The following is a 20626-nucleotide window of genomic DNA, read 5'->3' on the forward strand; positions in this document are numbered from 1 at the left end:
TATCAGAAGCTTACGGTTTCAATGTCGGAGCAACCACCATCGGAGTTGCACACCTGGAAGGTGACGCTGCTGCCGGCAGTGGCAGTGAAGCGGTCAACATAGCTGTTGGCGCTGGTGGTGCCGACGGCTTCACCGTTACGCAGCACAGTGTAAGAGGCGCTGTTACCTGTCCATTCCAAACCGATACGGGCGCTGCCACGGCGTGACACGTTCACCTTGGTGATGCTCAGATCCATCTCGGCGGCAGGCACTTCCACGTTGAACACTTCAGAGGTGCTGGCGGTGGCGCCATCATCGTCGGTAACGGTCAGGGTGACAGTGTAGCTGCCACTCACCAGATACTGATGGCTTGCAGCAGAACCGGTAGCCGTTTCACCGTCACCGAAGTCCCAGCTCCAGGCGACCACGTTGCCGTCAGAGTCGGTAGCAGTGCTGGTGAAATTGTACAGGGCACCCGTGTAGTCGGCGGTGAAGCTGGCAACCGGGGCTTCGTTTGGCTCAGTGCTGCCGCCATCGAAGCTGCCTACCAGGGTCGTGCCGCTGTACGAACTGTAGCCGTTCAGCATCACCCAGTAAGTACCTTGCTGGACATTGCTGATGGCACAGTTTTCATTGTTGCCTGCTGCATAGGGGCGGCAATCGTAGTCAGTGCTGGTTGGGTTGGCGCCAAACTTCACATAGAGGTCGGCATCGCCCGAGCCACCGGACAGGTTGAACACCAGATTGCTGGCACCGGCCGGGACATCGAGAGTCCAATACTGCTTGCTGCCTGAAGCGCCGCTGATGTCCGTCACGGCTACGCCATTTTGCAGTACCTCAGCTTCTGGTGGTGGCGGTGGTGGTGGAACTTCGCAGGGGGTGATCCCCACGGCTGCGAATGCTGCATCTACGTCAGCAGTGCTGTAGCCCTTATCGGTGGCGGCATTTCTCACGCCACAGGCACCTTCATACATCAGGCTGTTGGGCGTCCAGTACAATTGGTTGGCGATAACGAAGACTTCAAAGGCTTTGCGGGTATCCCAGCCTTCGGTGGTAGCCAGGGTGTAGAAGGCTTTATTGAACACACCTGAGCTGTAGTGCACATCCAGACCATCGTAGTAGTCGTCGATATGACCGATAGACTTGCCGTCCTGAGTTGGGTCAGCCATGTAGCGCAGTGCGCCATCGCCTTTGAAGATATCGGCGCCAACCAGCCAGTCGTTGCTGCCTTTCATAAAGAATTCGGCCGCTTCACCTGCCATGTCCGAGAAGGCTTCGTTCATACCACCGGATTGGTTGGCATACACCAGGCCCGAGTTCTGTTCGGTAAAGCCGTGGCTCACTTCGTGGGCTGATACGTCCAGAGACACCAGTGGGTAGAAGTAGCTCTGGCCATCACCGAAGGTCATGGCGCTGCCGTCCCAGAAGGCGTTTTCATAGTTGTTGCTGTAGTGCACGCGCATGGTCAGCTGGAAGGACAGGGGCGCTGTGCCATACCACTGATCGTACATGTCATACACCACGCCACCGAAGTAGTGGGCATCGTTCAGCGGTGAGTAGGCACCGTTGATTTCTTTTACCGTGTTGCGTGGGCAGGTGTAGCTGAATGCCGTATTGCCGCTGGTGCCGTGGTTCAGGTTCACGGTTTTCACGTTGGCATTGTTCATGGTGCAGGTGTCACCATTCACTTCCACATCCAGGTTGCCGAAGTCAGTGCCGTACTCATACTGGCCGGTTTTGGCGTTACCGCCGGGGCCGGTACCTGTGCCGGCATGGTTCAGACCTTCCCAGCGCTCCAGTACTTCACCTGTGTGGGCGTCTACCATGGTGAATGGACGGCTTGGGGTATCGCCATCAACCACGTAAGAGGTGATATACACCAGTCGTGGCTCCTGCGCTTTGCCGTACAGGATGATCCATGGCTGGGCGCTGTCGTTACGGGTCTTGCCGGCCTTAAGACCATGGCCACCCTTGGCGGCCTTGGCGATTTCCAGGGCTTTGTCTTTGCTCAGGCTGGGCTTGGCAAAAGCCGCATCCTTGTCGATATTGGCCAGCATCTGGCCTTTGAGGTTGCTGTAGAAACCCATCTCAGAGCGATCAGCGGCCACAGTGAAACCATAAACAGGCACTCCGTGGAAGTATTGCTGCAGACGCTCTTTTTTCAGGCCTTTGCCCAGATCCAGTTGTTTTGCGGTGCGGAACTCGTGGCCGGGAGCCAGTTGCAGTACGCTGCCGATGTCGCCAGTGGCGTGGCGCATCTTGGCCACGTCCACTACGTTGGCGGCATAGGCTGATGTACCCAGGGTTGCCGAAACGGCGATAAACAAGAGTGAGAGTTGTTGCTTGCGCATAGGTGACTTGTCCTTGTTGTGTTGCGGCTAGGCTGCCGCGAAGCACTTCCTTAGTGCCATCAACCGGTGTACCGGCGAATGGCCATAGCTCAACAGGTTTTTGCGGGATATTGAGACCCGCTGTTACAGGGTTTTAACCTGAACGAAACCTCATGTTATGGAGCTGTAAATGGATGGGCAATTGCACAAATGCACTATACTGGCGGCTTTTCGTCCGTGGGGGATGCTACTTTCGACTAGGTGGCCGGATGATTATTCCGGCCGTCCCGGTCGTCACAAAAATTAGCGATAGCTGATATTCATGGGAATCATTGGCTCTCTGGAGCCTTTTTCGGCACGCAGGCGCGCCAGATACTGTTCCCACAAATTTAATTGATTGGTGGCGAGTTGATGCAATACCTGCCACGAATAAAGTCCGGTATCATGGCCATCATCAAACACCAATTTAACCGCGTAGTTACCTACAGGTTCGATGGCCGTGATGTTGACGTCCTTTTTATGGGTAACCAGTACCGGGTTACCGTGGCCGTGAACTTCTGCCGATGGGGAGTAAACCCTCAGGAATTCGCAGCTCAGCTGATACTGGCTGCCATCGTCAAATCCCACTTCCAGCAGACGTGATTTTCGTTTCAGCTTAAGGGATACAACCTGGGGATGGCTCATGGGGGCTCCTGACCGTGGATTAACCCGGATATGGTCGCTCGCTTTGCGATGATTGTGAACCCCGAAACACAGAAAAAGGTGTGGCTTTCCAGCCAAGGTCACAGAGGGCTTCAAAGGGATGACAGAGACGATTTTCTTCTTCGGCGACTGGCAGGTTTCGCCCCAAAGCAATCGCGTCAGCCGCGGCAGTATCAGCCGCCAGCTGGAGCCCAAGGCCATGGAGGTACTCTTGTATCTTTGCCAGCGCCAGGGAGAGGTTGTCAGCAGTGATGAACTGTTGGATGCCTGTTGGGCCGGGCTTGAGACAGGCGATAATCCGCTGCATAAAACCATCGCAGTGCTGCGCCGTGCATTGGATGACAGTGCCACCAATCCCCAATTTATCGAAACCTTGCGCCGCCGTGGTTACCGTACCCTGGCACCTGTTTCATTTCCTTCTGGTCATGAACAGGGGGCTGCCGAAGGCGTTTGGCAGGCGGGATCACCTTTTCCGGGGCTGCGCCCCTTTGGCAGCCAGGATGCCGATGTATTTTTCGGCCGCCGGGAGCAAATCAATACCCTGCTTGAGAATATCCATCGGCAGGTTCGCAGTGGCAGGGGCCTGTGTTTGCTGCTTGGCCCCAGTGGCAGCGGGAAAACATCGCTGATCCACGCCGGTATTCTGCCTAACCTCAGTACCCCCCAGGGAGTTAATGGCATCGGCCTGGTCTCCAGCGCCGGGCTCGATATGGCCGATGTGGCCCCGGGTGCGCTGATGCTGGAGCTGGCATCGGCCATGCTGGACTGGGAGGTGGATGACAAGCCAGTCTTTGAGGGCGAAAGTGCCGACAGCCTGGCCCTTATGTTTGGCGAGAGCAGCGAGTCTGTCACGGGGCGTTTATTGGCGGCCTTACCCTCCGGACGCTGGGAAAAACCGCGTTTTGCACTGGTGGTAGACCGGCTCGAAGTTCTGCTTTCTTCGCCTGCGTTTGATGAAACAGACAGAAGCGCGTTTCTGGCGTTGCTGGATACCTTTTCCCGCAGTGGGGCCGTGCTGGTGCTCTGCGCTTGCCGTAACGACTTTTATCCGCTGGTGGTAAGCCACAGCGTGCTGATGACCGGCAAGGGCAATGGCGCACACTTTGACCTCGAGCCACCCAGCCGTCAATCGCTGCTGCAAATGATCCGTTTGCCTGCGGCGGCAGCCGGGCTCAGTTGGGAATATGACAAAGACAACGCTCTGGGGTTGGATGAGCTTCTTTGCCGTGAGGCGGCCGAGAGTCCGGATGCCTTGCCCATGCTGCAATACCTGTTGCAGGCGCTGTATCTGGCGCGGGATGAATCCAATCAGTTGAAGCTCGATGTCTACCACAGACTGGGTGGCATCGAAGGCGCCATCGGTCGCGCCGCCGATGAGGCCATTGCCGAACTCAGTGCGTCAACCCGCGATGCCTTGCCCGGCGTGTTGGCGCGGCTGGTGACTCTCAAGGAAGACGAGTTGTCGGTAACCAGTCGCAGTGCCCGATACAGTGAGCTTTCCACCGAGGATGAGCGCCGACTGGTACAGGCGCTGGTGGACAGCCGCCTGTTTGTCTCCCACCTTGATGGCGCCGAACCCAGTTTCAGTGTGGCCCACGAAGCCTTGCTGCGGCGCTGGCGCCGTGCATCGCGCTGGATTGAAGAACATCGGCAGTTGCTGGCGCTCCAGTCGCGCCTGTTTCATCAGGCCAGCCGCTGGCACGGTGCAGGGCGTGAACGTGACTATCTGCTCGGGCCGGGCAAGCCCATGCTGGAAGCAAGGCAACTTCTCCAACACCGCCAGTTGGTATTGGATGCCCAAAGCCGTGAATTCATTCAGGCCTCCCTAGCCAGGGACGTACGCCGCAGTTGGATAAAGCGCGGCACAGTGGCACTGCTTGGGGTACTGACGCTGATTTCTGTGGTAATGGGCGTAAGAAGCATGCAAGCCGAGCGTCTTGCCACAGAGCGGCGCCTCGCGGCGGAAGACTTGCTTGGCTTTATGGTGGGCCAGTTTGCTGACCGGCTGCGCAGCATCGGCCGTATGGACTTGCTCGACGGGGTCAGCAACAAGGCGCTGGATTATTTCAGTACGCCCGACGCCAGTTTGTCGGTGGCTGCCCTGTTTCGTCATGGTCAGACTTTGGAGGCCATGGGTGAGGTGGCTTACAGTCGTGAGAAGCCCGATGAGGCCAGGGCCGCGCTGCTGGCAGCGCGGGATAAGCTATTGCCGCTGCGGGGGCGTGATGTGCCTCAGCTCGAACTGTATAAAACTCTGGGTGCCAACTCATTCTGGCTGGGGCAGATCGAGTACGACAACAATAACTGGGAAGAGGTAAAAATCTGGTTCGGGGCTTACCTGGAGTACAGCGAAGCCATGGTGAAACTGGCACCCGAAAGCCGGGATGCGCGTTTGGAGCTATCTTATGCCGAAAACTCCCTCGGCAGTCTCGCCCTGAAGCTGCAGGATTATCCCTTGGCGCAGCAAATGTTTGAGGCCTCCCTCGCCCTTAAGTTGCAGCTGCTCAGCGACGCCCCCGACGATGGACAGCTGATTGCCGATGTGGCCGATACCCAATCCTGGCTTGCCAGCGCGGCCATGGCCACGGGGAATATTCCCCTTGCAGTGCAGCTGCATACGGATATCGGCACCCTGCTTGGTCGCTCCAGTGAGGCCTACGCCCTCGACCGCCTTTCCCACAGTCAGGCCAATCTTGCCCGCCTGTATGAGTGGCTTGGCAATAACGATGCCGCCAGGGACGCCATCCTCAGGGCCAAAGCCATTCGCATACAGGCTCTGGCCAAAGATCCGGGTAATCAATCCTGGCGCTATGACTTGCTGATTATCGGCCTGCACGAGATTGAACTCGGCATAGCTGCCAGCTCGGAAACCGAACTGGATGCCAGCAGGCAGTTGCTCAGCGCCGAGGCTGAGTCCCTGTCGGCCCAGCGCCAGCAAAAATTTGCCGAGCTGTATCCGCTTGCGGCTGGCAGAAGGTTGTTGCAACTTGGGCATTTTGCCGCCGCCGAAGCCATGGCCGAGCAGGCAATCGTTGTGTTGTCGGCAGGGGCTGCGCAGGAGTCCGATGACTGGGAAGATAAGGCCCGTATGGCGGATGCCGAATTGCTGTTGGCACAGAGCCAGTCGGCGCAGGGAAAAGGTGAGACAAGGTTGGCTATGTGTCAGTCGGTGAAAACCCGCCTCGCCCCTGTTATCGCCGTGTCACGGGCACCACGCTTTGTGCGTCCCTATGTGATGGCATTGGAATGTCTGGGGCAGACGGATGCCGCCGATGCTCTTAAAGGCCCGCTTGCTGCTCAGGGGGTTAGGTTCCAGGCTTTCTGATTTGGTTTTATAAAATAAAATCAACAAATTATCCCGTAAGCTTGCCGGAAGGTGTCATCAGGTAAGCTTGTTAGTATGGCCTTGGCAGCCCCCACGGCGGGGGCGTATAGACAGAAAAATAAAGGAAAACCTATGTCAGTTCAGAATATTCAGGTCACTGTGTCTCTCGATGCCAGTAACACCCCGGTATTTAACTATGCGCCGGCAGGGCCCGTGGTCGTGACAGAATCAGGCACCCAGATAGTGTATTCGCTGCAGGACAAGACCGGCAAAGGTCTGAGTTTTGCCGGCGCGGCCTTTGCTACCCCGTTTGATCGGGTGATAGATGCGGTGGAATTGCTGAATGAAACCACCCTGGCCCTCTATGACACGGATACCATAGGTGGCGAGACAGGTTTCAGGCTGGTGTTCAACATTGCCGGCAGCACGCTGCAACTTTGCAGCCCTGATCCTCAGGTCATCAATAAAGACGTGAAGTAATGTGGTACGACAAACACACCCGGCCCTGTGCCGGGTGTGTTTGTTTTAGGGCACTGCAATGACGGGGAGAAACACGGGCGTGGGCGCTTTTTGGGGAAAAAGATGGCCTCAAAGCGGAAATCAGTTTTCGGAAGGTATGTTTTTTATTTTTAATATCAGTATCTTGCGTCGTAAGCTTGCGGGAAGGTTAAAGTTGACGTCGCATTCTAAAGTGGTTGGCATAGGACACACCGTCAGGAGCCAGCCATGTACCCCGTCCATGAAAATTATTGTGAATTTGCCGCCGTTGCCGAGGTTGTTCAGTGCCTTCAGCAACCCATGGCGTTGGCCGATGCCTCCGGTAAGGTGCTCTGCGTGAATCAAGCCGCAGCAGCATTACTGGGGGACGAAGCAGAGACCTTTATTGGGGAGCTGTGGCCAAGTTGGCTGGAGAGTGGATATCAGGGCCTCTACCGGGAACTGCAATCTGCAGCCGATGGGCAATATCATGCTCTGCAACACGGTGCCAGGGAAGTGCAGCTTCGGCGGGTGGACGGTGCCCTCTTGTGGGTGAAGCTGAGTCTGTCGTTTGTGCAGGGGCTGCTGCCGCTGTTTCTGGTGGGTTTTGAGGATTTGTCCTCGCAAAAGGCGGAGGTACAAAGGCTCACTGCGCTGGCGGCCACCGATTATTTAACCGGCCTTGCCAATCGACGCACCCTGATGGAGGTGCTGGAAAAACAGTGGCGACAGTGTCTGGCCCGTCGTCACCCCATTAGTGTGGTGATTGTTGATGTGGACTTTTTCAAGCAATTCAACGATCTCTATGGTCATTTAAAGGGGGATGAGTGTCTCAGACAGATTGCTGCGGCCTTGGCTTCTACCCTGCCTTCACCCCAATGCCTGGCTGCGCGATTCGGCGGCGAAGAATTTGTCCTGCTGCTCCCTGGCTTTAATGCGGCCATGGCGGAATTGATTGCCAGACAGGTGTCTGAGGCGGTAGCAGCCATAGATATTGCTGCCATGGGCTTGCCACAGGGGGCCCTGCTGACCGTCAGTCAAGGGATTGCCTGTGAGATAAGTGGCCAGTTTCGCACCGCCGATGCCATGCTGCTGGGGGCCGATACGGCGCTGTACCGGGCCAAGCGCGAAGGCAGAAACAAGATAATACTGTCGGACTGAGCGGGGAGGGATGCCATGAACTGGCTGGCGATTTCCAAGCTGGGCTGCGGTCGTAAGCGGGCCGAAACTTTCCTTGAGCTGCAGCGCAAACGCTATGGCCGAACGCCGCAACAGGCGGCGCTGTCGTTGTGGAAGGGGATTTGCACCGAGCCGTCGGCCAGGTGCATCGTTATGGATCTGAAAAATCTATCCCGACAACCCCATCTCGGCGGCAGCGACAAGGCCTATTTACACGGGGTGCTCAATCATTTTGAGCACCTGTGTTGAAAGGGCGACAAGGGGTCTCAGCCCTTGAACACCTTGCCATCTTTCATCACGAAGCTGACATTCTCCAGCAGGCGGATATTGTCCAGTGGATTGCCATCTACCGCGATGATATCGGCCAGAAACCCGGGTTTCAGCTCGCCTAAATCCTGCTGCTTGAGCAAAGCGGCACTGGTGAGGGTGGCTGCCTGAATCGCCTGCAGTGGCGTCATGCCAAATTGCACCATGGTGGCGAACTGCTTGCCGTTATCGCCATGGGGGTAAATGGCGGCATCGGAGCCAAACACCATTTTCGCACCAGCCTTGGTGGCCTTACGGAAGCTGTCGCGCTGGGCCTGGGACACCTGTTTTTCTTTATTGATGTTTTCCTCGGGCACACCGTTGGCGGCACCAAAGGCGAGGGTGTACTCAGTGTTGTAAATATCGCAGCTCAGATAAGTGCCGTTTTTGATGGCCAGCTTGATGGCCTCATCGTCGAGAAAACTGCAGTGTTCGACACTGTCGATACCGGCGCGGATGGCGGCCTTGATGCCGTTTGTGCCATGGGCGTGGGCGGCGATGATAAGCCCGCGCTGATGGGCTTCTTCAGCGGCGGCCCTGAGTTCATCCTCGGTATATTGTTGCACGCCCACCTTGGTACCCTTGGAGAACACGCCACCGGTGGCGCAAATCTTCAGGGTATTGGCGCCGTATTTGATATTTTCCCGCGCCTTGGCCCGGACCGCCCAAGGGCCGTCGGCCACACCACCTGCCACCGAGTGCATTTCGGGTGCGCTGAAGTTGTCATCGCAGTGGCCACCCGTGATTGACAGGGCATGGCCCGCGCTCCAAATGCGTGGGCCGGGGATTTCACCGGCATTGATGCCATCACGCACTGCAATCACGCTGTAGCCTGCATCGCCCAGATCCCGCACCGTGGTAAAACCCGCTTCGAGTGTCTTCTTGGCGTTTTTCACCGCCTTGACCGTTTGACGGGGGATTGAGTAGTTCATCGACTCGAGGAAGTTGTCTTCGGCGTCGCTGCCAAGGTGCACGTGCATGTCCATCAGCCCCGGCAGCAGGGTCTTGCCTTTGAGTTCAATCAGCTCGCTGCCGGCTGGGATGTCGAGCTTGCCCTGGGTCGCCAGTTCCACGATGCGACCTTCTTCAATTTTCAGTAGCGGTGAGTCAATCAGCTTGCCGCTGCGTACGTCCAGCAGAGCATCGGCGCTGATAAAGGTGGCAGCCAGTGCTGAAAAGGGCAGCATGGCCGCCGACAAAGTCAATGACACTGACAAATAGGACAAGCGGGACAGGGATGAGGTATGGCGCATCGGATGTTCTCGTTGTTGTTCGGCAAAGTGGCCCGGCAGGGGGCAGATTTTCGAGCATACCTCAGCGACCCGGGCGCAACAACGCCCGGGCTGGAGTCTTTACTTTCAAGGGCTTCAGCTCAGGAGAGAAACCTTAGCAGGATATCCGGTGCAGGCGGCTTTGACTGAAATAATAAAAGGCATCCTGGGGTTTATCCTGGCGCCACATCTCGTCATCGCCGAGATTTTGCAGCAGGCCCCTGAGTACCACACCGGTCACCCCGTGTGACACCAAAATGACCTTTTGCGGTGTGGCCGGGTCCTCAAGCCAGTGAAGCAGGCGCTCACGCAGTGCACTCAATGGTTCGGCACCGGGGCCTTTTATATACCAGCCCGGTATGGCTTCAAGTCCCGGCCAGCTGCTGTGGATATCGGGGATATGTTCTTGTTCCCACTCACCCAAGCCAGCTTCTTTTACCCTTTGGTCCGGTATGACACTCTCAGGATCGCGCCCAAGGGTTTGGGCGACAATGGCCGCCGTTTCCATGGCCCGCCCCAGCGGGCTTGCAATCAGCGCATAGTCATCGAGGTCGCCGCAACGTTTGAGAGCCTGCCCGTAGGCTCTGGCCTGCTCTCTGCCCAAGAGGGTGAGCGGCGAGTCGCAATGGCCCTGAAGGCGGCGCTGGGCGTTGAATTCGGTTTGGCCGTGGCGAAGCAGGAAAATATCGGTGGGCATGGTAAACCTTAAACAAATTACAGCGGTAAAACCGGACTCTAGCCGAGCTGACAGGCAGCGGCAAGTGGATTGGGATGCAGAGCCCGGACCCGACTTGAGTTATGCCCAAACCCGGCGGTCAGTGTGGTCCACTTCCGTTGGTAGGGGGCGACTGGCAATTTGCCTGGCAGCAAACTAGAGTTTTGATTGATTTTTATACGACTAATCAACCAGACAAGGACGCGACCATGAAAATTGGATACTTAGGCATTCCCCTCATCTTAGTGCTTGGCGGCTGCGCTACAGGCTCGACTCCCGAGGCCAAGAAGGCCAATGCCAGCAAAGAAACCGCCGCTGCGCTGCAGGATATCTATAAAGATCATCCCACAGCAAAGTCTGCGGTATCTTCCAGTTTGGGCTACCTGGTATGCACCGGCAGCGACAGTTACCTGTTTGCGGCCTCTACCGGAGGGGGTATCTGCACCTTCACTAGTGGTGGCCAGAGTGAATACTACCGTTTCGCGTCCCTCGGTGCCGGGTTGGGGATAGGGTTTAAAAAGGTGGCCTTCCTCTATACTTTCCACGATGCAGCGGCCATGGAGCGTTTTCGTACTGAGGGCTGGGATGCGGGTGCCCGTGCCGAAGCCACGGCCCGGCACGAGGAAGAGGGGGGCCAGGTGGCGGCGAATACTTCCTACGATGTGGGCGGTGTGAAGGTGTTCCAGTCGGCCATCTGGGGCGCTGCCGCCCAGGCCACGGTGCAGGGGTATAAATTCTGGCCCACTGACTTTACCCAGGATGTGACTGAATACAATTAGGCCAGTGATGTTTCCGGTAGTGTCTGCTTGGTCACTACCGGAATACAGAGTTTGAATTTTGTACGTAATTACATACAATCAAGTCCATAGCTTCAGGGAACAGGCAATCATGGACTTAAACGAATTTATCCTGCTGGTGGATGACGATCAGGAACTGACCGAGCTGCTCAGTGACTTTCTGACCAAGAACGGCTTTGAGGTCAGAACCGAATCCAATGGTCTCAATGCGGCCAGACGCATCGTAGAAGAGCGCCCGCGACTGGTGGTGCTTGACGTGATGCTGCCAGACATGGATGGGCTGTCCATTTGTCGCAAGGTGCGTTCTCAATACGCCGGGCCCATTTTGATGCTGACCGGCCTTGGGGACGATATCGATGAGGTGGCGGGGCTTGAAACCGGTGCCGATGACTATATCGCCAAACCCGTCCGTTCCCGGGTTCTGCTCGCCCGCATTCGCAGCTTGCTGCGCCGCTCAGAATTGCAGGAGACCCAACTTCAGGACGCACCGGCTTCCAGTGAATCGCGACTCGTGGTCAATGGGCTTATTCTCGATAAGCTTGAGCGCACGGCGGCTCTGCACGGTGATAATCTGGAATTGACCCTGGCTGAATTTGAGCTGCTGTGGCTCTTAACCAAGCACGCTGGCCGCATCTTGGATCGTGACGCAATTTGCGACCACTTCAAAGACATTGGCTACGACAGTACCCCCCGTACTATCGATCTCAGGGTGTCGCACCTGCGCCGCAAAATGGGCGACGATCCCCGTGAGCCAGCACTCATCAAAACCATGCGTGGCCAGGGCTACGTACTGACCTTGAATTGAAATGACGCAGTCATCGGCAGTACCCCACCCTGAAGGACGCCGCTCGCGGTTGGGTGGGATGCCATGGCTGTCGGCGCTCTCGTCCTGCGTGCCGGCAATGATGCTGGCAATGATGATGGCCTTGTTCCTGTCTGGCTGTGGCGAAAATCAGGCCGGGGCAGCTGCCAGCACTGAGATAAGCGGTGATGCGAGAGTGCAGGAGCTACTCACGCTCGCTGCCGCTTCCCGCAATGACGATCCCCACAAAACCATCGACTACAGCAGCCAGGCATTAACGCTGCTGAAAGAAATACCCGAACCCGCCTCGGAAGTGATGGCGCTCAGCAACCTCGCCTGGGCCAAGATGTTATTGGGAGACTTTACCGAAGCCGCGCAATACGGCGAGGCCGCATTAACGCTGGCGGAGAATCAACACCAGCCCGAGATGCTGGTGGTGCCCCTCAATGTGACAGGCCTTATTTACTGGCGTCAGAGTCAGCTGGACAAGGCGCTGACCTATTATCAGCGGGCACTGGAGGTGGCCAAAGGACTCAATAAGCGCTCGTTTGAGGCGACCACCTATAACAATATGGGGCTTATCCACAGCGATAAGGCGGAGTATCAACTGGCGCTGGAATGTTTTACCCGGGCGCGGGACATACACCAGGGGCTGGGGGACGAGCGGCCTTTGGCAACGGCGCTGAACAATATTGCCGGTATTCATGCCACCCTCGGAGATTATGGTGAGGCGCTGGCCAATCAACAGGCATCGCTGCGGATCCGCGAAAAGTTGGATGATAAGCCCGGCGTTGCCGAGTTGCATCACAATATGGGCATTACCTATGAGCAGATAGGGGATTTGAAGGAGTCCATGCTTCAGCTGCAACAGGGGCTGAGAGGATTTGAGGCGCTGGGGGATAAAACCGGCATGGCGCAGGCCCTGACAGCCTTGGGTATGGTCAATCAGAAACTGAAAAATGACGTCGATGCCAGGATCTCCATGGAGCAGGCACTTGCCTACGGAGAAGAGCTTAATGATGGCAATATCACGGCCACAGCCCTGATGAGCCTGGGTAAGCTGGCGTTGGCCATGGGGGATGCTCAGGGAGCAAGGCGCTATCTGGAGCGCGGGCTGGCCATTGCCGATCGCCTGGGACTGGTCGCCTTGCAGGCTCAGGGGCGACTGCGACTTGCGGATTATTTTCTGGTCACCAGCGAGGTGGATGTGGCGCGGGAGAGGGCGCTGCAGGCACAGCAATTGGCTCTGACCAGCGGCGATCGCAGTCTGCTGAGGGATACCTATGAGATCCTTTCTCAAATCTATGAGAGAAAAGGGGATTATCAACAGGCACTTGCCAGCCACAAAGAATTCAAAAGCATTAATGATGCCCTTTTCAATGCCAGTTCACAGGATCGCCTTGCCTGGCTTCGCAGCTCCTTTGAGGCAGAAAAACGCCAGCGTCAGATAACCGAGCTCGAGAGCGAAAAAGCGTTGCAGGCGGAGGTGATAAAACAGCAGCGGGTGGCCCGTAACCTCTGGATTTTGGCGTTGATTGCGGTTGCAGCCATCATGCTGCTGCTCTACGGTCGGCACAGTCAGGCCCGGGTTAATCAGGCACTGCAGCGCTCTATTCAGATGCAGCGGGACTTGATGCAGGCGGTGGCCCATGAATTCAGGGCACCGTTGGCGAGGGTACAACTGGCTTTCGATATGCTGATGGAAGCCGATGCCAAAGAGCAGCCTCAGTTGGAAGACAGGGTGCTGCGTGGGCTCGAAGAGCTGGACGAACTTATCCGCGAAATCGTCAAACTTATCAAAGCAGAAGGCAGCCCGCGCCGCGCGCCGAGTGAATCTCTGTCGTTGGCGCCCCTGCTGCAAACCCTGGTAGCACGCCAGCATCAGCTGTTCCCCGAAAAGCATCTTGAATTGGCGGCAATCGATGAGGACTTACGGCTCACCGCCAGTAAGAAACATCTGGAGTGGGCCATCAATAATTTACTCTCCAACGCCCTGCGCTACAGTCGGGAGCAGGTCCGGGTCAGCTGCCAGCGAGAATCGGAACACCTCTGCATCATTGTGGATGATGACGGGCCGGGTGTACCGGCATCTGAGCGGGAGCGTATTTTCGAGCCTTTTGTGCGCCTTGATCCCAGTCGTACCCGGGCCACCGGTGGTATTGGCCTTGGGCTGGCGATTGCCCGCCGGTTGGCGGAAAACGCCCATGGCCATATCCGGGTTGGCGACAGCCCCCTGGGCGGCGCCCGTTTCGAGCTTATCTGGCCCTACTGACGCTTTTGCGCGTTAACCTGCCTGTAATCTTCTTTGTATTCGAAAAAATACACTTATCCCGAACCCCTTATATTTGCTGATAAAAAGCGCACTCCGACAGGCTGTAGCGATCTTTTTTGTCTAAAAAGTGTCATTTTTGTTTGAGTTTTGTTTCTTGTGTGTCTAAATTGTATGTGTTCGCATACATAATCATTATAGCGAACACTCTTAATCACAGGAGACCACACATGAGAAAGCTGCACCCACGCCTGAGCCGATTGACTTTGGCCATGCTCTCAACTTCCCTGATGGCTGTTACCGCTCCGGCGCTGGCCGCCAAGAAGGTTGAACCCAAACAAGACTTCGACAATTCCTCTGTTATCGTTAAATTCAAAGAAACCGCAAAGAAAGCGGACCGCAAGCAGTTGCTTGCTCAGTACGGTGTGTCATTTAAAGACAAAAATGACGACGGTGTGGATGACCGTTTCCGCAATATCGCCAAGGGACGTCTGGCTGAACTCACGGTGCCCCGGGGGCTGGATGCCCGTCTTATGGTGGAGCGTCTCAAGCACAATCCCCACATTGAATACGCCGAACTCAACCACAGATTCTATCCCTCAGTGGTGCCAAACGACCCAAGCTACAGCCAGCTCTGGGGCATGCCAAAAATCCATGCCGAGCAGGCGTGGGAAATGGAAATGGGCTCACGAGAGATAGTGGTTGGTGTGATTGACACTGGTTTTGACTACAACCATCCGGATCTGCGCGACAACATTTGGGTTAACCCCAACGAAGTGCCCAACAACGGGATCGACGATGATGGCAACGGCTATATCGACGATATGCACGGTATTTCGGCTATCAATGACAACGGTAATCCTCAGGACACTCACTATCATGGTACTCACGTTGCAGGCACCATAGGCGCCACCGGTAACAATGGCACCGGTGTGGTTGGTGTTAACTGGAACACCGCCATGGTGGGCTGTTCCTTCCTTGGCAGTCAGGGTGGCACCACCGCCGATGGTATCCAGTGTATTGATTACATGGTTGATTTGAAAAACCGTGGCGTGAACATCCGCGTACTGAACAACTCATGGGGCGGTGGCTCCTTCAGTCAGGCGCTGGAAGATGCCATCACGGCGGCCAACAATGCCGATATCCTGTTTGTGGCCGCAGCCGGTAACGATGCCGTGGACAACGATGTCAACGACAGCTGGCCTGCCAACCATGATGTGCCCAACGTGATGTCGATTGCCTCCACCACCCGTGATGACCAGATGTCCTACTTCTCCCAGTGGGGCTTGAACACTGTGGATATGGGCGCGCCTGGTTCTGATGTGTACTCCACCATTCCCGGTAGCGATTACAACACTCTGAGTGGTACTTCCATGGCAACGCCCCACGTGGCCGGTGCCGCGGCGCTGATTTTGGCAGCCGATCCCTCGCTGACCACGGCTGATGTGAAAAACATCCTGATGGCCTCCGGTGACCCCATTGCCGCGCTGGAAGGCAAGACAGTGACAGGTAAGCGCCTGAATCTGGAAGGTGCGCTGAACATGGCTGGTGCAGGTGGCCCAGGCTACTACCTGCTGGTGAGCCCTGCCAGCCGCACTGTGAATCAGGACTCTTCAGTTACCTTTGATATCGATATGAACGCCGTGGGTGGTTACAACGGCAATGCCAGCTTCAGCGCCGATGTGCCTGCTGGGCTGAATGCGGCCGTGACCTTCTCCAGCAGCACTGTGCCTGCCGATGGTCGCACTACCATGACAGTGTCCACCGATGCCAACACGAGTTTGGGTAACCACGTTATCACCATCAATGCGGTGGACGGTGATATCCACAAGAGCATAGATGTGAGCCTCTTGGTGTATCCTGCCGGTACCTTCAGCACTACTTACAGCAACGATAATCCCGTGGCCATTCCCGATGACAATGCCGATGGTGTGAGCAGTGTTATCAATGTACCCCTGAACCTGACTCTGACGGATCTGGTGGTGAATGTGGATATCGCCCACACCTACATTGGCGATTTGACCGTTACCCTCACATCGCCAAGTGGCCGTGCCGTCACCCTGCATAACCGCACCGGTGGCAGCGCCGATAATCTGGTGGCCAGCTACTCAGTGGAAGACTTTGATCTGGAAGATGCATCAGGTGATTGGACCTTGCATGTTGTCGACTCAGGTTTCCGTGACGTGGGTACCCTCAACAGCTGGAGCATGGATGTCACCGGTGGTTCTCAGCCCGGTACCAACCTGCCACCGACCGTGACCATCGGCGCCAACCTGCAAAATGCCCTGTATCTGCCGGGCGATGTTATCAACTTCGTGGCCGATGCGACCGACTCTGAAGACGGTGACGTTCGCGCCTCGCTGGTGTGGACCTCCAGCCTGGATGGCCAGATTGGCACGGGTGGCAGCTTCTCCCGCTCGGATTTGAGCCAGGGTACACACCTGATCACTGTGGCCGCGTCTGACAGCCAGGGTGTGGTGAGCAGCCGCGAGTTCTTTCTGTACGTTGTTAGTGACGGTACCGTTGTTTCCTACGAGGACACGAACCGTCAATCTATTGTGGACCTGGGAACTGTAGTGGCCGAGATTGAAGTGCCCCTCGGACTGAAGATCAAGGACATGAGCCTGTTCGTGGATATTCAGCACAGCTTTGCCAACGATATGCTCATTCATCTGGTATCGCCCAACGGTACCCGCGTGGAGATTTTCGATCGCAAAGAGTCAGGCGAATACTATCGTGACTTGGTGAAAACCTTCTACCCAGTTGAATTTAATGGCGAAATGGCCGCGGGCACTTGGCAGCTCGTCATCAAGGATGAGTGGAGCAATAACTCCGGCTGGCTGAACCGTTGGGTTTTGGGCTTTACCCATGATGGTGGCACTACTACCCCAGACAACCAGGCACCAGTGGTGAGCATCAATGCTCCCGTGGGTGGCAGCAGTGTTATCGAAGGTGACACAGTAACCTTTGTTGGCTCTGCGATGGATGCCGAAGACGGTGATGTGACCAACACTCTGGTATGGAGTTCCGATCTGGACGGTGTGATTGGTAATGGTGCCTACTTCAGCACCAACAACCTGAGCGTGGGCCAGCACACAGTGACCGCCAGCGCTGCCGACAGTGAGGCAGCCAGTGGTAACGCCATGGTTACCCTGACGGTAGAAGCCGCCCCGGTGAATGAGTTGCCTGTGGCTGAGTTCAGCTTCCAAGTGAATCATCTGGATGTGACCTTTACCGATGGCTCTGGTGATGCTGATGGTTCCGTGGTTGCCTGGGCATGGGACTTGGGTGATGGCAACACATCATCACTGGCGAATCCAAGCCACAGCTATGCCACCGGTGGCAGCTATCAGGTGACGCTGACAGTGACCGACAACAATGGCGCCAGTCACAGCATCAGCAAGCAGGTCTCTGTGAAAGCCTCCATCAGTCTTGATGCCGCTGGCAGCACCGACGGTAACAAGGTAAACATCAGCCTGAGCTGGAGTGGTTCTACCGCCCGCAACGTTGATGTGTATCGCGATGGCCAGCTGATCAACAGTGTCCGTGACCGTGGCAGCTTCAGCGACCGCTTCAACAGCAGTGAAGGCAGCTTTGCCTATCAGGTCTGTGAAGCTGGCAGCGATATTTGCTCCGAAGTCATCACAGTGACCCCTGTGTTAAACACCCGCGGTAAGGGTAAGTAACACTGAGTTCCTTCGCTGTCAGGCTGCTCGCCAGTCAAGTGACTTGGTCAGGGAGGACAATCCGATAGTGTATCGGACGTAACGAAAAAGGCCGGGAATCATCCCGGCCTTTTTATGCTTAAGCGCTTTGTATTATCAAATAAAACATCCCAAGCAGATGGCTTACAGAATAAAGCGGCTCAAGTCTTCGTCCTGCACCAGGTTATCCAGATGCGCATTCACGTAATCGGCATCTATAGTGAATTTGCTGCCTGACTTGTCGCTGGCTTCGAAGGAAATGTCTTCCATTAGCCGCTCCATGACCGTGTGCAGACGGCGGGCACCGATGTTTTCGGTGCGCTCGTTCACCTGCCAGGCGGCCTGGGCGATGCGGTCGATGCCGGTCTCGGTAAACTCGATGGTCACGCCTTCGGTGGCCATCAGCGCCACGTATTGCTCGGTGAGCGAGGCGTGTGGCTCGGTGAGAATACGCTTGAAGTCGGAAGCGGTGAGGGCATCCAGCTCAACCCGGATGGGCAGGCGGCCCTGCAGCTCGGGAATAAGATCCGATGGTTTGGACATCTGGAATGCGCCCGACGCGATAAACAGGATATGGTCGGTTTTCACCATGCCGTGCTTGGTGTTAACTGTGCAACCTTCCACCAGGGGCAGCAGGTCGCGCTGTACCCCTTCGCGGGATACATCTGGGCCTGAGGTTTCGCCGCGCTTACAGATTTTGTCGATTTCATCGATAAAGACGATACCGTGCTGCTCCACCAGTTCGATGGCCTTTTCTTTCAGATCTTCCTGATTCACAAGCTTGGCGGCTTCTTCATCCACCAGTTGCTTGAGGGCCTCTTTGATCTTCATCTTCTTGCGCTTGGCAGGCGCCTGACCCATGTTCTGGAACAGGCTCTGCAGCTGATTGGTCATTTCTTCCATGCCGGGTGGTGACATGATTTCCACACCAATTTGCGGGCCAGCAATATCGATTTCGATTTCTTTATCGTCCAGCTGACCTTCACGCAGCTTTTTGCGGAAGATTTGACGGCTGGAAGAATTGTCATCGCTGTTGTTGTCCCAATCGTTTTTCGGGCGGGGCAACAGGGCATCCAGTACCCGCTCCTCGGCGGCCTCTTCGGCGCGGGTGCGGCACTTTTTCATTTCTACTTCGCGGGTAAGCTTAATGGCGGTGTCGGTCAGATCGCGAATGATCTGCTCCACTTCCTTACCCACATAGCCCACCTCGGTGAACTTGGTGGCTTCCACCTTGATAAAGGGCGCGTTGGCGAGCTTTGCCAGGCGGCGGGCAATTTCGGTTTTACCCACGCCGGTAGGGCCAATCATCAGGATATTCTTGGGGGTCACTTCGTGACGCAGGGCGGCGTCCAGTTGCATGCGGCGCCAGCGGTTACGCAGGGCCACGGCCACGCTGCGTTTGGCTTTTTGCTGACCAATGATATGGGCGTCCAGCTCGTGAACAATCTCGCGGGGAGTCATTTCAGACATGATGATTCCTCAGTAACTCAGTTCTTCGATGGTCTTGAACTGGTTGGTGAATACGCAAATATCGCCGGCGATGGTCAGTGACTTTTCGGCAATCTCGAGGGCGCCAAGGTCGGTGTTTTCCAAGAGCGCAGTGGCGGCGGCCTGGGCGAAGTTACCGCCGGAGCCGATGGCAATCAGGTCGTTTTCGGGCTGCACTACGTCGCCGTTACCGGTAATGATGAGTGAGCTTTCGGCATCGGCCACGGCCAGCAGGGCCTCGAGTTTTCTCAGCATGCGGTCGGTGCGCCAGTCTTTGGCGAGCTCCACCGCTGCGCGCATTAAATGGCCCTGGTGCATTTCCAGCTTGGCCTCAAAGCGCTCGAACAGGGTGAAAGCATCAGCGGTGCCACCGGCAAATCCGGCCAATACCTTGCCGTGGTACAGGCGGCGTACCTTGCGGGCATTGCCCTTCATCACGGTATTGCCGAGGGAGACCTGGCCATCACCTGCGATGACCACCTGATTGTTACGGCGGACGGATACGATAGTAGTCACAATGGATCCTCTTTTAGCGTCCGAAGAATAAGCCTTCGGGGACGGATAGAGCTTATATGGGGTCGTGGTCGGGCTTTTCAAGGGATAAAACAAAGCCACCCGAAGGTGGCTTGCATAACATGTGTGCTGTGGCTCAGTTTTGCCACAACCAGAAATGTCGGACAGGTGTTCATGCCGCTGGCTCGCTGAACTTATGAGCTGATGCTCAGTTTTGCCACAACCAGATTTGGCACGTGTTCATGCCGATGGCCTGCAGCTTGTGGCGGGCCCGCTCAGCATCGCGCTTGCGCTCATAGGGGCCAATTACCACCTTGTACCAGATGCCGCTGCCACCCTGCACCTTGCGAATTTGCGCTTCCATGCCCTGGAAAGCGATAACCGCCTTCATCTTCTCGGCCTGGGACTCTTCGCGGAATGAGCCACACTGCATCTGATAGGGGCCGGTGGAGCGCAAGGTTTCCGGTGGCGGCACATCCACCTCGACCTGCTTATTCTCCAGCTCTTTCAGATAGGTCCACTCTTCCTGCGGCTGGGGAGGCAGAGCGTTGGGATCCTTTTTTGGCTTACCGGCCTTGGTTTCGGCCCTGGCCGGTTCAACCTGGTCGGCACTGCCCTTGATGGTCCACAGGAAATAGCCGAATCCTGCCACTAATGCGACAACCACAATCAGCGCGATCCAGGGCTTGTGCCCCGGCGAGCGGGCATTCTTGTTGCTGCCACGACCTTTACTCCGTGGCGCTCGGTTGGCGTAATCGCGACTCATGGA

At 56.4% G+C, this 20626-nt stretch carries 15 protein-coding genes; 8 read left to right on the forward strand and 7 right to left on the reverse strand.

Going from position 1 to position 20626, the window contains the following annotated elements; all coding sequences use genetic code 11:
* Positions 1-2: 2 nt before the first annotated feature.
* Entirely contained in the window at positions 3-2330 is a 2328-nt protein-coding gene (locus tag SAMA_RS02310; protein ID WP_011758548.1) for a M4 family metallopeptidase, read from the reverse strand.
* A gap of 282 nt (positions 2331-2612) precedes the next feature.
* The gene (locus tag SAMA_RS02315) at positions 2613-2993 is read right to left on the reverse strand and encodes a gamma-butyrobetaine hydroxylase-like domain-containing protein (RefSeq protein WP_011758549.1); all 381 of its coding nucleotides are present in this window, start codon (positions 2991-2993) and stop codon (positions 2613-2615) included.
* Between the two features lie 118 nt (positions 2994-3111).
* Between SAMA_RS02315 and SAMA_RS02320 the strand changes: the two genes are divergently transcribed.
* The 4 genes from SAMA_RS02320 to SAMA_RS02335 all read left to right on the forward strand — a co-directional run bounded on the left by SAMA_RS02320 (position 3112) and on the right by SAMA_RS02335 (position 8241).
* Entirely contained in the window at positions 3112-6336 is a 3225-nt protein-coding gene (locus tag SAMA_RS02320) for an nSTAND1 domain-containing NTPase (RefSeq protein WP_011758550.1), read from the forward strand.
* Positions 6337-6468: 132 nt separating this feature from the next.
* On the forward strand, positions 6469-6816 hold the full coding sequence (locus SAMA_RS02325) for a DP-EP family protein (RefSeq protein WP_011758551.1): 348 nt from the start codon (positions 6469-6471) through the stop codon (positions 6814-6816).
* Between the two features lie 246 nt (positions 6817-7062).
* On the forward strand, positions 7063-7974 hold the full coding sequence (locus tag SAMA_RS02330; protein WP_011758552.1) for a GGDEF domain-containing protein: 912 nt from the start codon (positions 7063-7065) through the stop codon (positions 7972-7974).
* Positions 7975-7989: 15 nt separating this feature from the next.
* The gene (locus SAMA_RS02335; RefSeq protein WP_011758553.1) at positions 7990-8241 is read left to right on the forward strand and encodes a hypothetical protein; all 252 of its coding nucleotides are present in this window, start codon (positions 7990-7992) and stop codon (positions 8239-8241) included.
* 17 nt (positions 8242-8258) lie between these two features.
* On the opposite strand, the gene SAMA_RS02340 is transcribed toward SAMA_RS02335, so the two are convergent.
* Together SAMA_RS02340 and SAMA_RS02345 are read right to left on the reverse strand one after the other, a co-directional pair.
* Positions 8259-9551, reverse strand: a complete 1293-nt coding sequence (locus SAMA_RS02340) for a Xaa-Pro dipeptidase (RefSeq protein ID WP_011758554.1) — start codon at positions 9549-9551, stop codon at positions 8259-8261.
* 133 nt (positions 9552-9684) lie between these two features.
* The gene (locus SAMA_RS02345) at positions 9685-10266 is read right to left on the reverse strand and encodes a histidine phosphatase family protein (RefSeq protein WP_011758555.1); all 582 of its coding nucleotides are present in this window, start codon (positions 10264-10266) and stop codon (positions 9685-9687) included.
* Positions 10267-10493: 227 nt separating this feature from the next.
* Between SAMA_RS02345 and SAMA_RS02350 the strand changes: the two genes are divergently transcribed.
* The 4 genes from SAMA_RS02350 (at position 10494) to SAMA_RS19065 (ending at position 17838) form a co-directional block, all read left to right on the forward strand.
* Positions 10494-11063, forward strand: a complete 570-nt coding sequence (locus tag SAMA_RS02350) for a lipid-binding SYLF domain-containing protein (RefSeq protein ID WP_011758556.1) — start codon at positions 10494-10496, stop codon at positions 11061-11063.
* A gap of 109 nt (positions 11064-11172) precedes the next feature.
* Positions 11173-11886 (forward strand): response regulator transcription factor, encoded by a 714-nt coding sequence (locus tag SAMA_RS02355; RefSeq protein ID WP_011758557.1) that lies wholly within the window; start codon positions 11173-11175, stop codon positions 11884-11886.
* A gap of 1 nt (position 11887) precedes the next feature.
* Complete coding sequence (locus tag SAMA_RS19060; protein ID WP_011758558.1) at positions 11888-14155, forward strand: tetratricopeptide repeat protein; 2268 nt, start codon at positions 11888-11890, stop codon at positions 14153-14155.
* A 227-nt stretch (positions 14156-14382) separates the two neighbouring features.
* Entirely contained in the window at positions 14383-17838 is a 3456-nt protein-coding gene (locus SAMA_RS19065; protein ID WP_011758559.1) for a S8 family serine peptidase, read from the forward strand.
* Positions 17839-18000: 162 nt separating this feature from the next.
* Here the strand turns inward: SAMA_RS19065 and hslU are convergent, their stop codons facing one another.
* The 3 genes from hslU to SAMA_RS02380 all read right to left on the reverse strand — a co-directional run bounded on the left by hslU (position 18001) and on the right by SAMA_RS02380 (position 20623).
* The gene (hslU, locus tag SAMA_RS02370) at positions 18001-19326 is read right to left on the reverse strand and encodes an HslU--HslV peptidase ATPase subunit (RefSeq protein ID WP_011758560.1); all 1326 of its coding nucleotides are present in this window, start codon (positions 19324-19326) and stop codon (positions 18001-18003) included.
* 9 nt (positions 19327-19335) lie between these two features.
* Positions 19336-19860 (reverse strand): ATP-dependent protease subunit HslV, encoded by a 525-nt coding sequence (gene hslV, locus SAMA_RS02375; protein ID WP_011758561.1) that lies wholly within the window; start codon positions 19858-19860, stop codon positions 19336-19338.
* A 205-nt stretch (positions 19861-20065) separates the two neighbouring features.
* Complete coding sequence (locus SAMA_RS02380; RefSeq protein WP_011758562.1) at positions 20066-20623, reverse strand: SPOR domain-containing protein; 558 nt, start codon at positions 20621-20623, stop codon at positions 20066-20068.
* Between the last annotated feature and the right edge of the window lie 3 nt (positions 20624-20626).

The organism is Shewanella amazonensis SB2B (assembly GCF_000015245.1).
In the GTDB taxonomy this organism is placed as follows: Bacteria; Pseudomonadota; Gammaproteobacteria; order Enterobacterales; family Shewanellaceae; genus Shewanella; species Shewanella amazonensis.

What these genes read in the sequence shown, in the direction of transcription:
- SAMA_RS02310 (WP_011758548.1), bottom strand. Translation starts at nt 2,330, where the DNA reads ATGCGCAAGCAACAACTCTCACTCTTGTTTATCGCCGTTTCGGCAACC.
- SAMA_RS02315 (WP_011758549.1), bottom strand. Translation starts at nt 2,993, where the DNA reads ATGAGCCATCCCCAGGTTGTATCCCTTAAGCTGAAACGAAAATCACGT.
- SAMA_RS02320 (WP_011758550.1), top strand. Translation starts at nt 3,112, where the DNA reads ATGACAGAGACGATTTTCTTCTTCGGCGACTGGCAGGTTTCGCCCCAA.
- SAMA_RS02325 (WP_011758551.1), top strand. Translation starts at nt 6,469, where the DNA reads ATGTCAGTTCAGAATATTCAGGTCACTGTGTCTCTCGATGCCAGTAAC.
- SAMA_RS02330 (WP_011758552.1), top strand. Translation starts at nt 7,063, where the DNA reads ATGTACCCCGTCCATGAAAATTATTGTGAATTTGCCGCCGTTGCCGAG.
- SAMA_RS02335 (WP_011758553.1), top strand. Translation starts at nt 7,990, where the DNA reads ATGAACTGGCTGGCGATTTCCAAGCTGGGCTGCGGTCGTAAGCGGGCC.
- SAMA_RS02340 (WP_011758554.1), bottom strand. Translation starts at nt 9,551, where the DNA reads ATGCGCCATACCTCATCCCTGTCCCGCTTGTCCTATTTGTCAGTGTCA.
- SAMA_RS02345 (WP_011758555.1), bottom strand. Translation starts at nt 10,266, where the DNA reads ATGCCCACCGATATTTTCCTGCTTCGCCACGGCCAAACCGAATTCAAC.
- SAMA_RS02350 (WP_011758556.1), top strand. Translation starts at nt 10,494, where the DNA reads ATGAAAATTGGATACTTAGGCATTCCCCTCATCTTAGTGCTTGGCGGC.
- SAMA_RS02355 (WP_011758557.1), top strand. Translation starts at nt 11,173, where the DNA reads ATGGACTTAAACGAATTTATCCTGCTGGTGGATGACGATCAGGAACTG.
- SAMA_RS19060 (WP_011758558.1), top strand. Translation starts at nt 11,888, where the DNA reads ATGACGCAGTCATCGGCAGTACCCCACCCTGAAGGACGCCGCTCGCGG.
- SAMA_RS19065 (WP_011758559.1), top strand. Translation starts at nt 14,383, where the DNA reads ATGAGAAAGCTGCACCCACGCCTGAGCCGATTGACTTTGGCCATGCTC.
- hslU (WP_011758560.1), bottom strand. Translation starts at nt 19,326, where the DNA reads ATGTCTGAAATGACTCCCCGCGAGATTGTTCACGAGCTGGACGCCCAT.
- SAMA_RS02380 (WP_011758562.1), bottom strand. Translation starts at nt 20,623, where the DNA reads ATGAGTCGCGATTACGCCAACCGAGCGCCACGGAGTAAAGGTCGTGGC.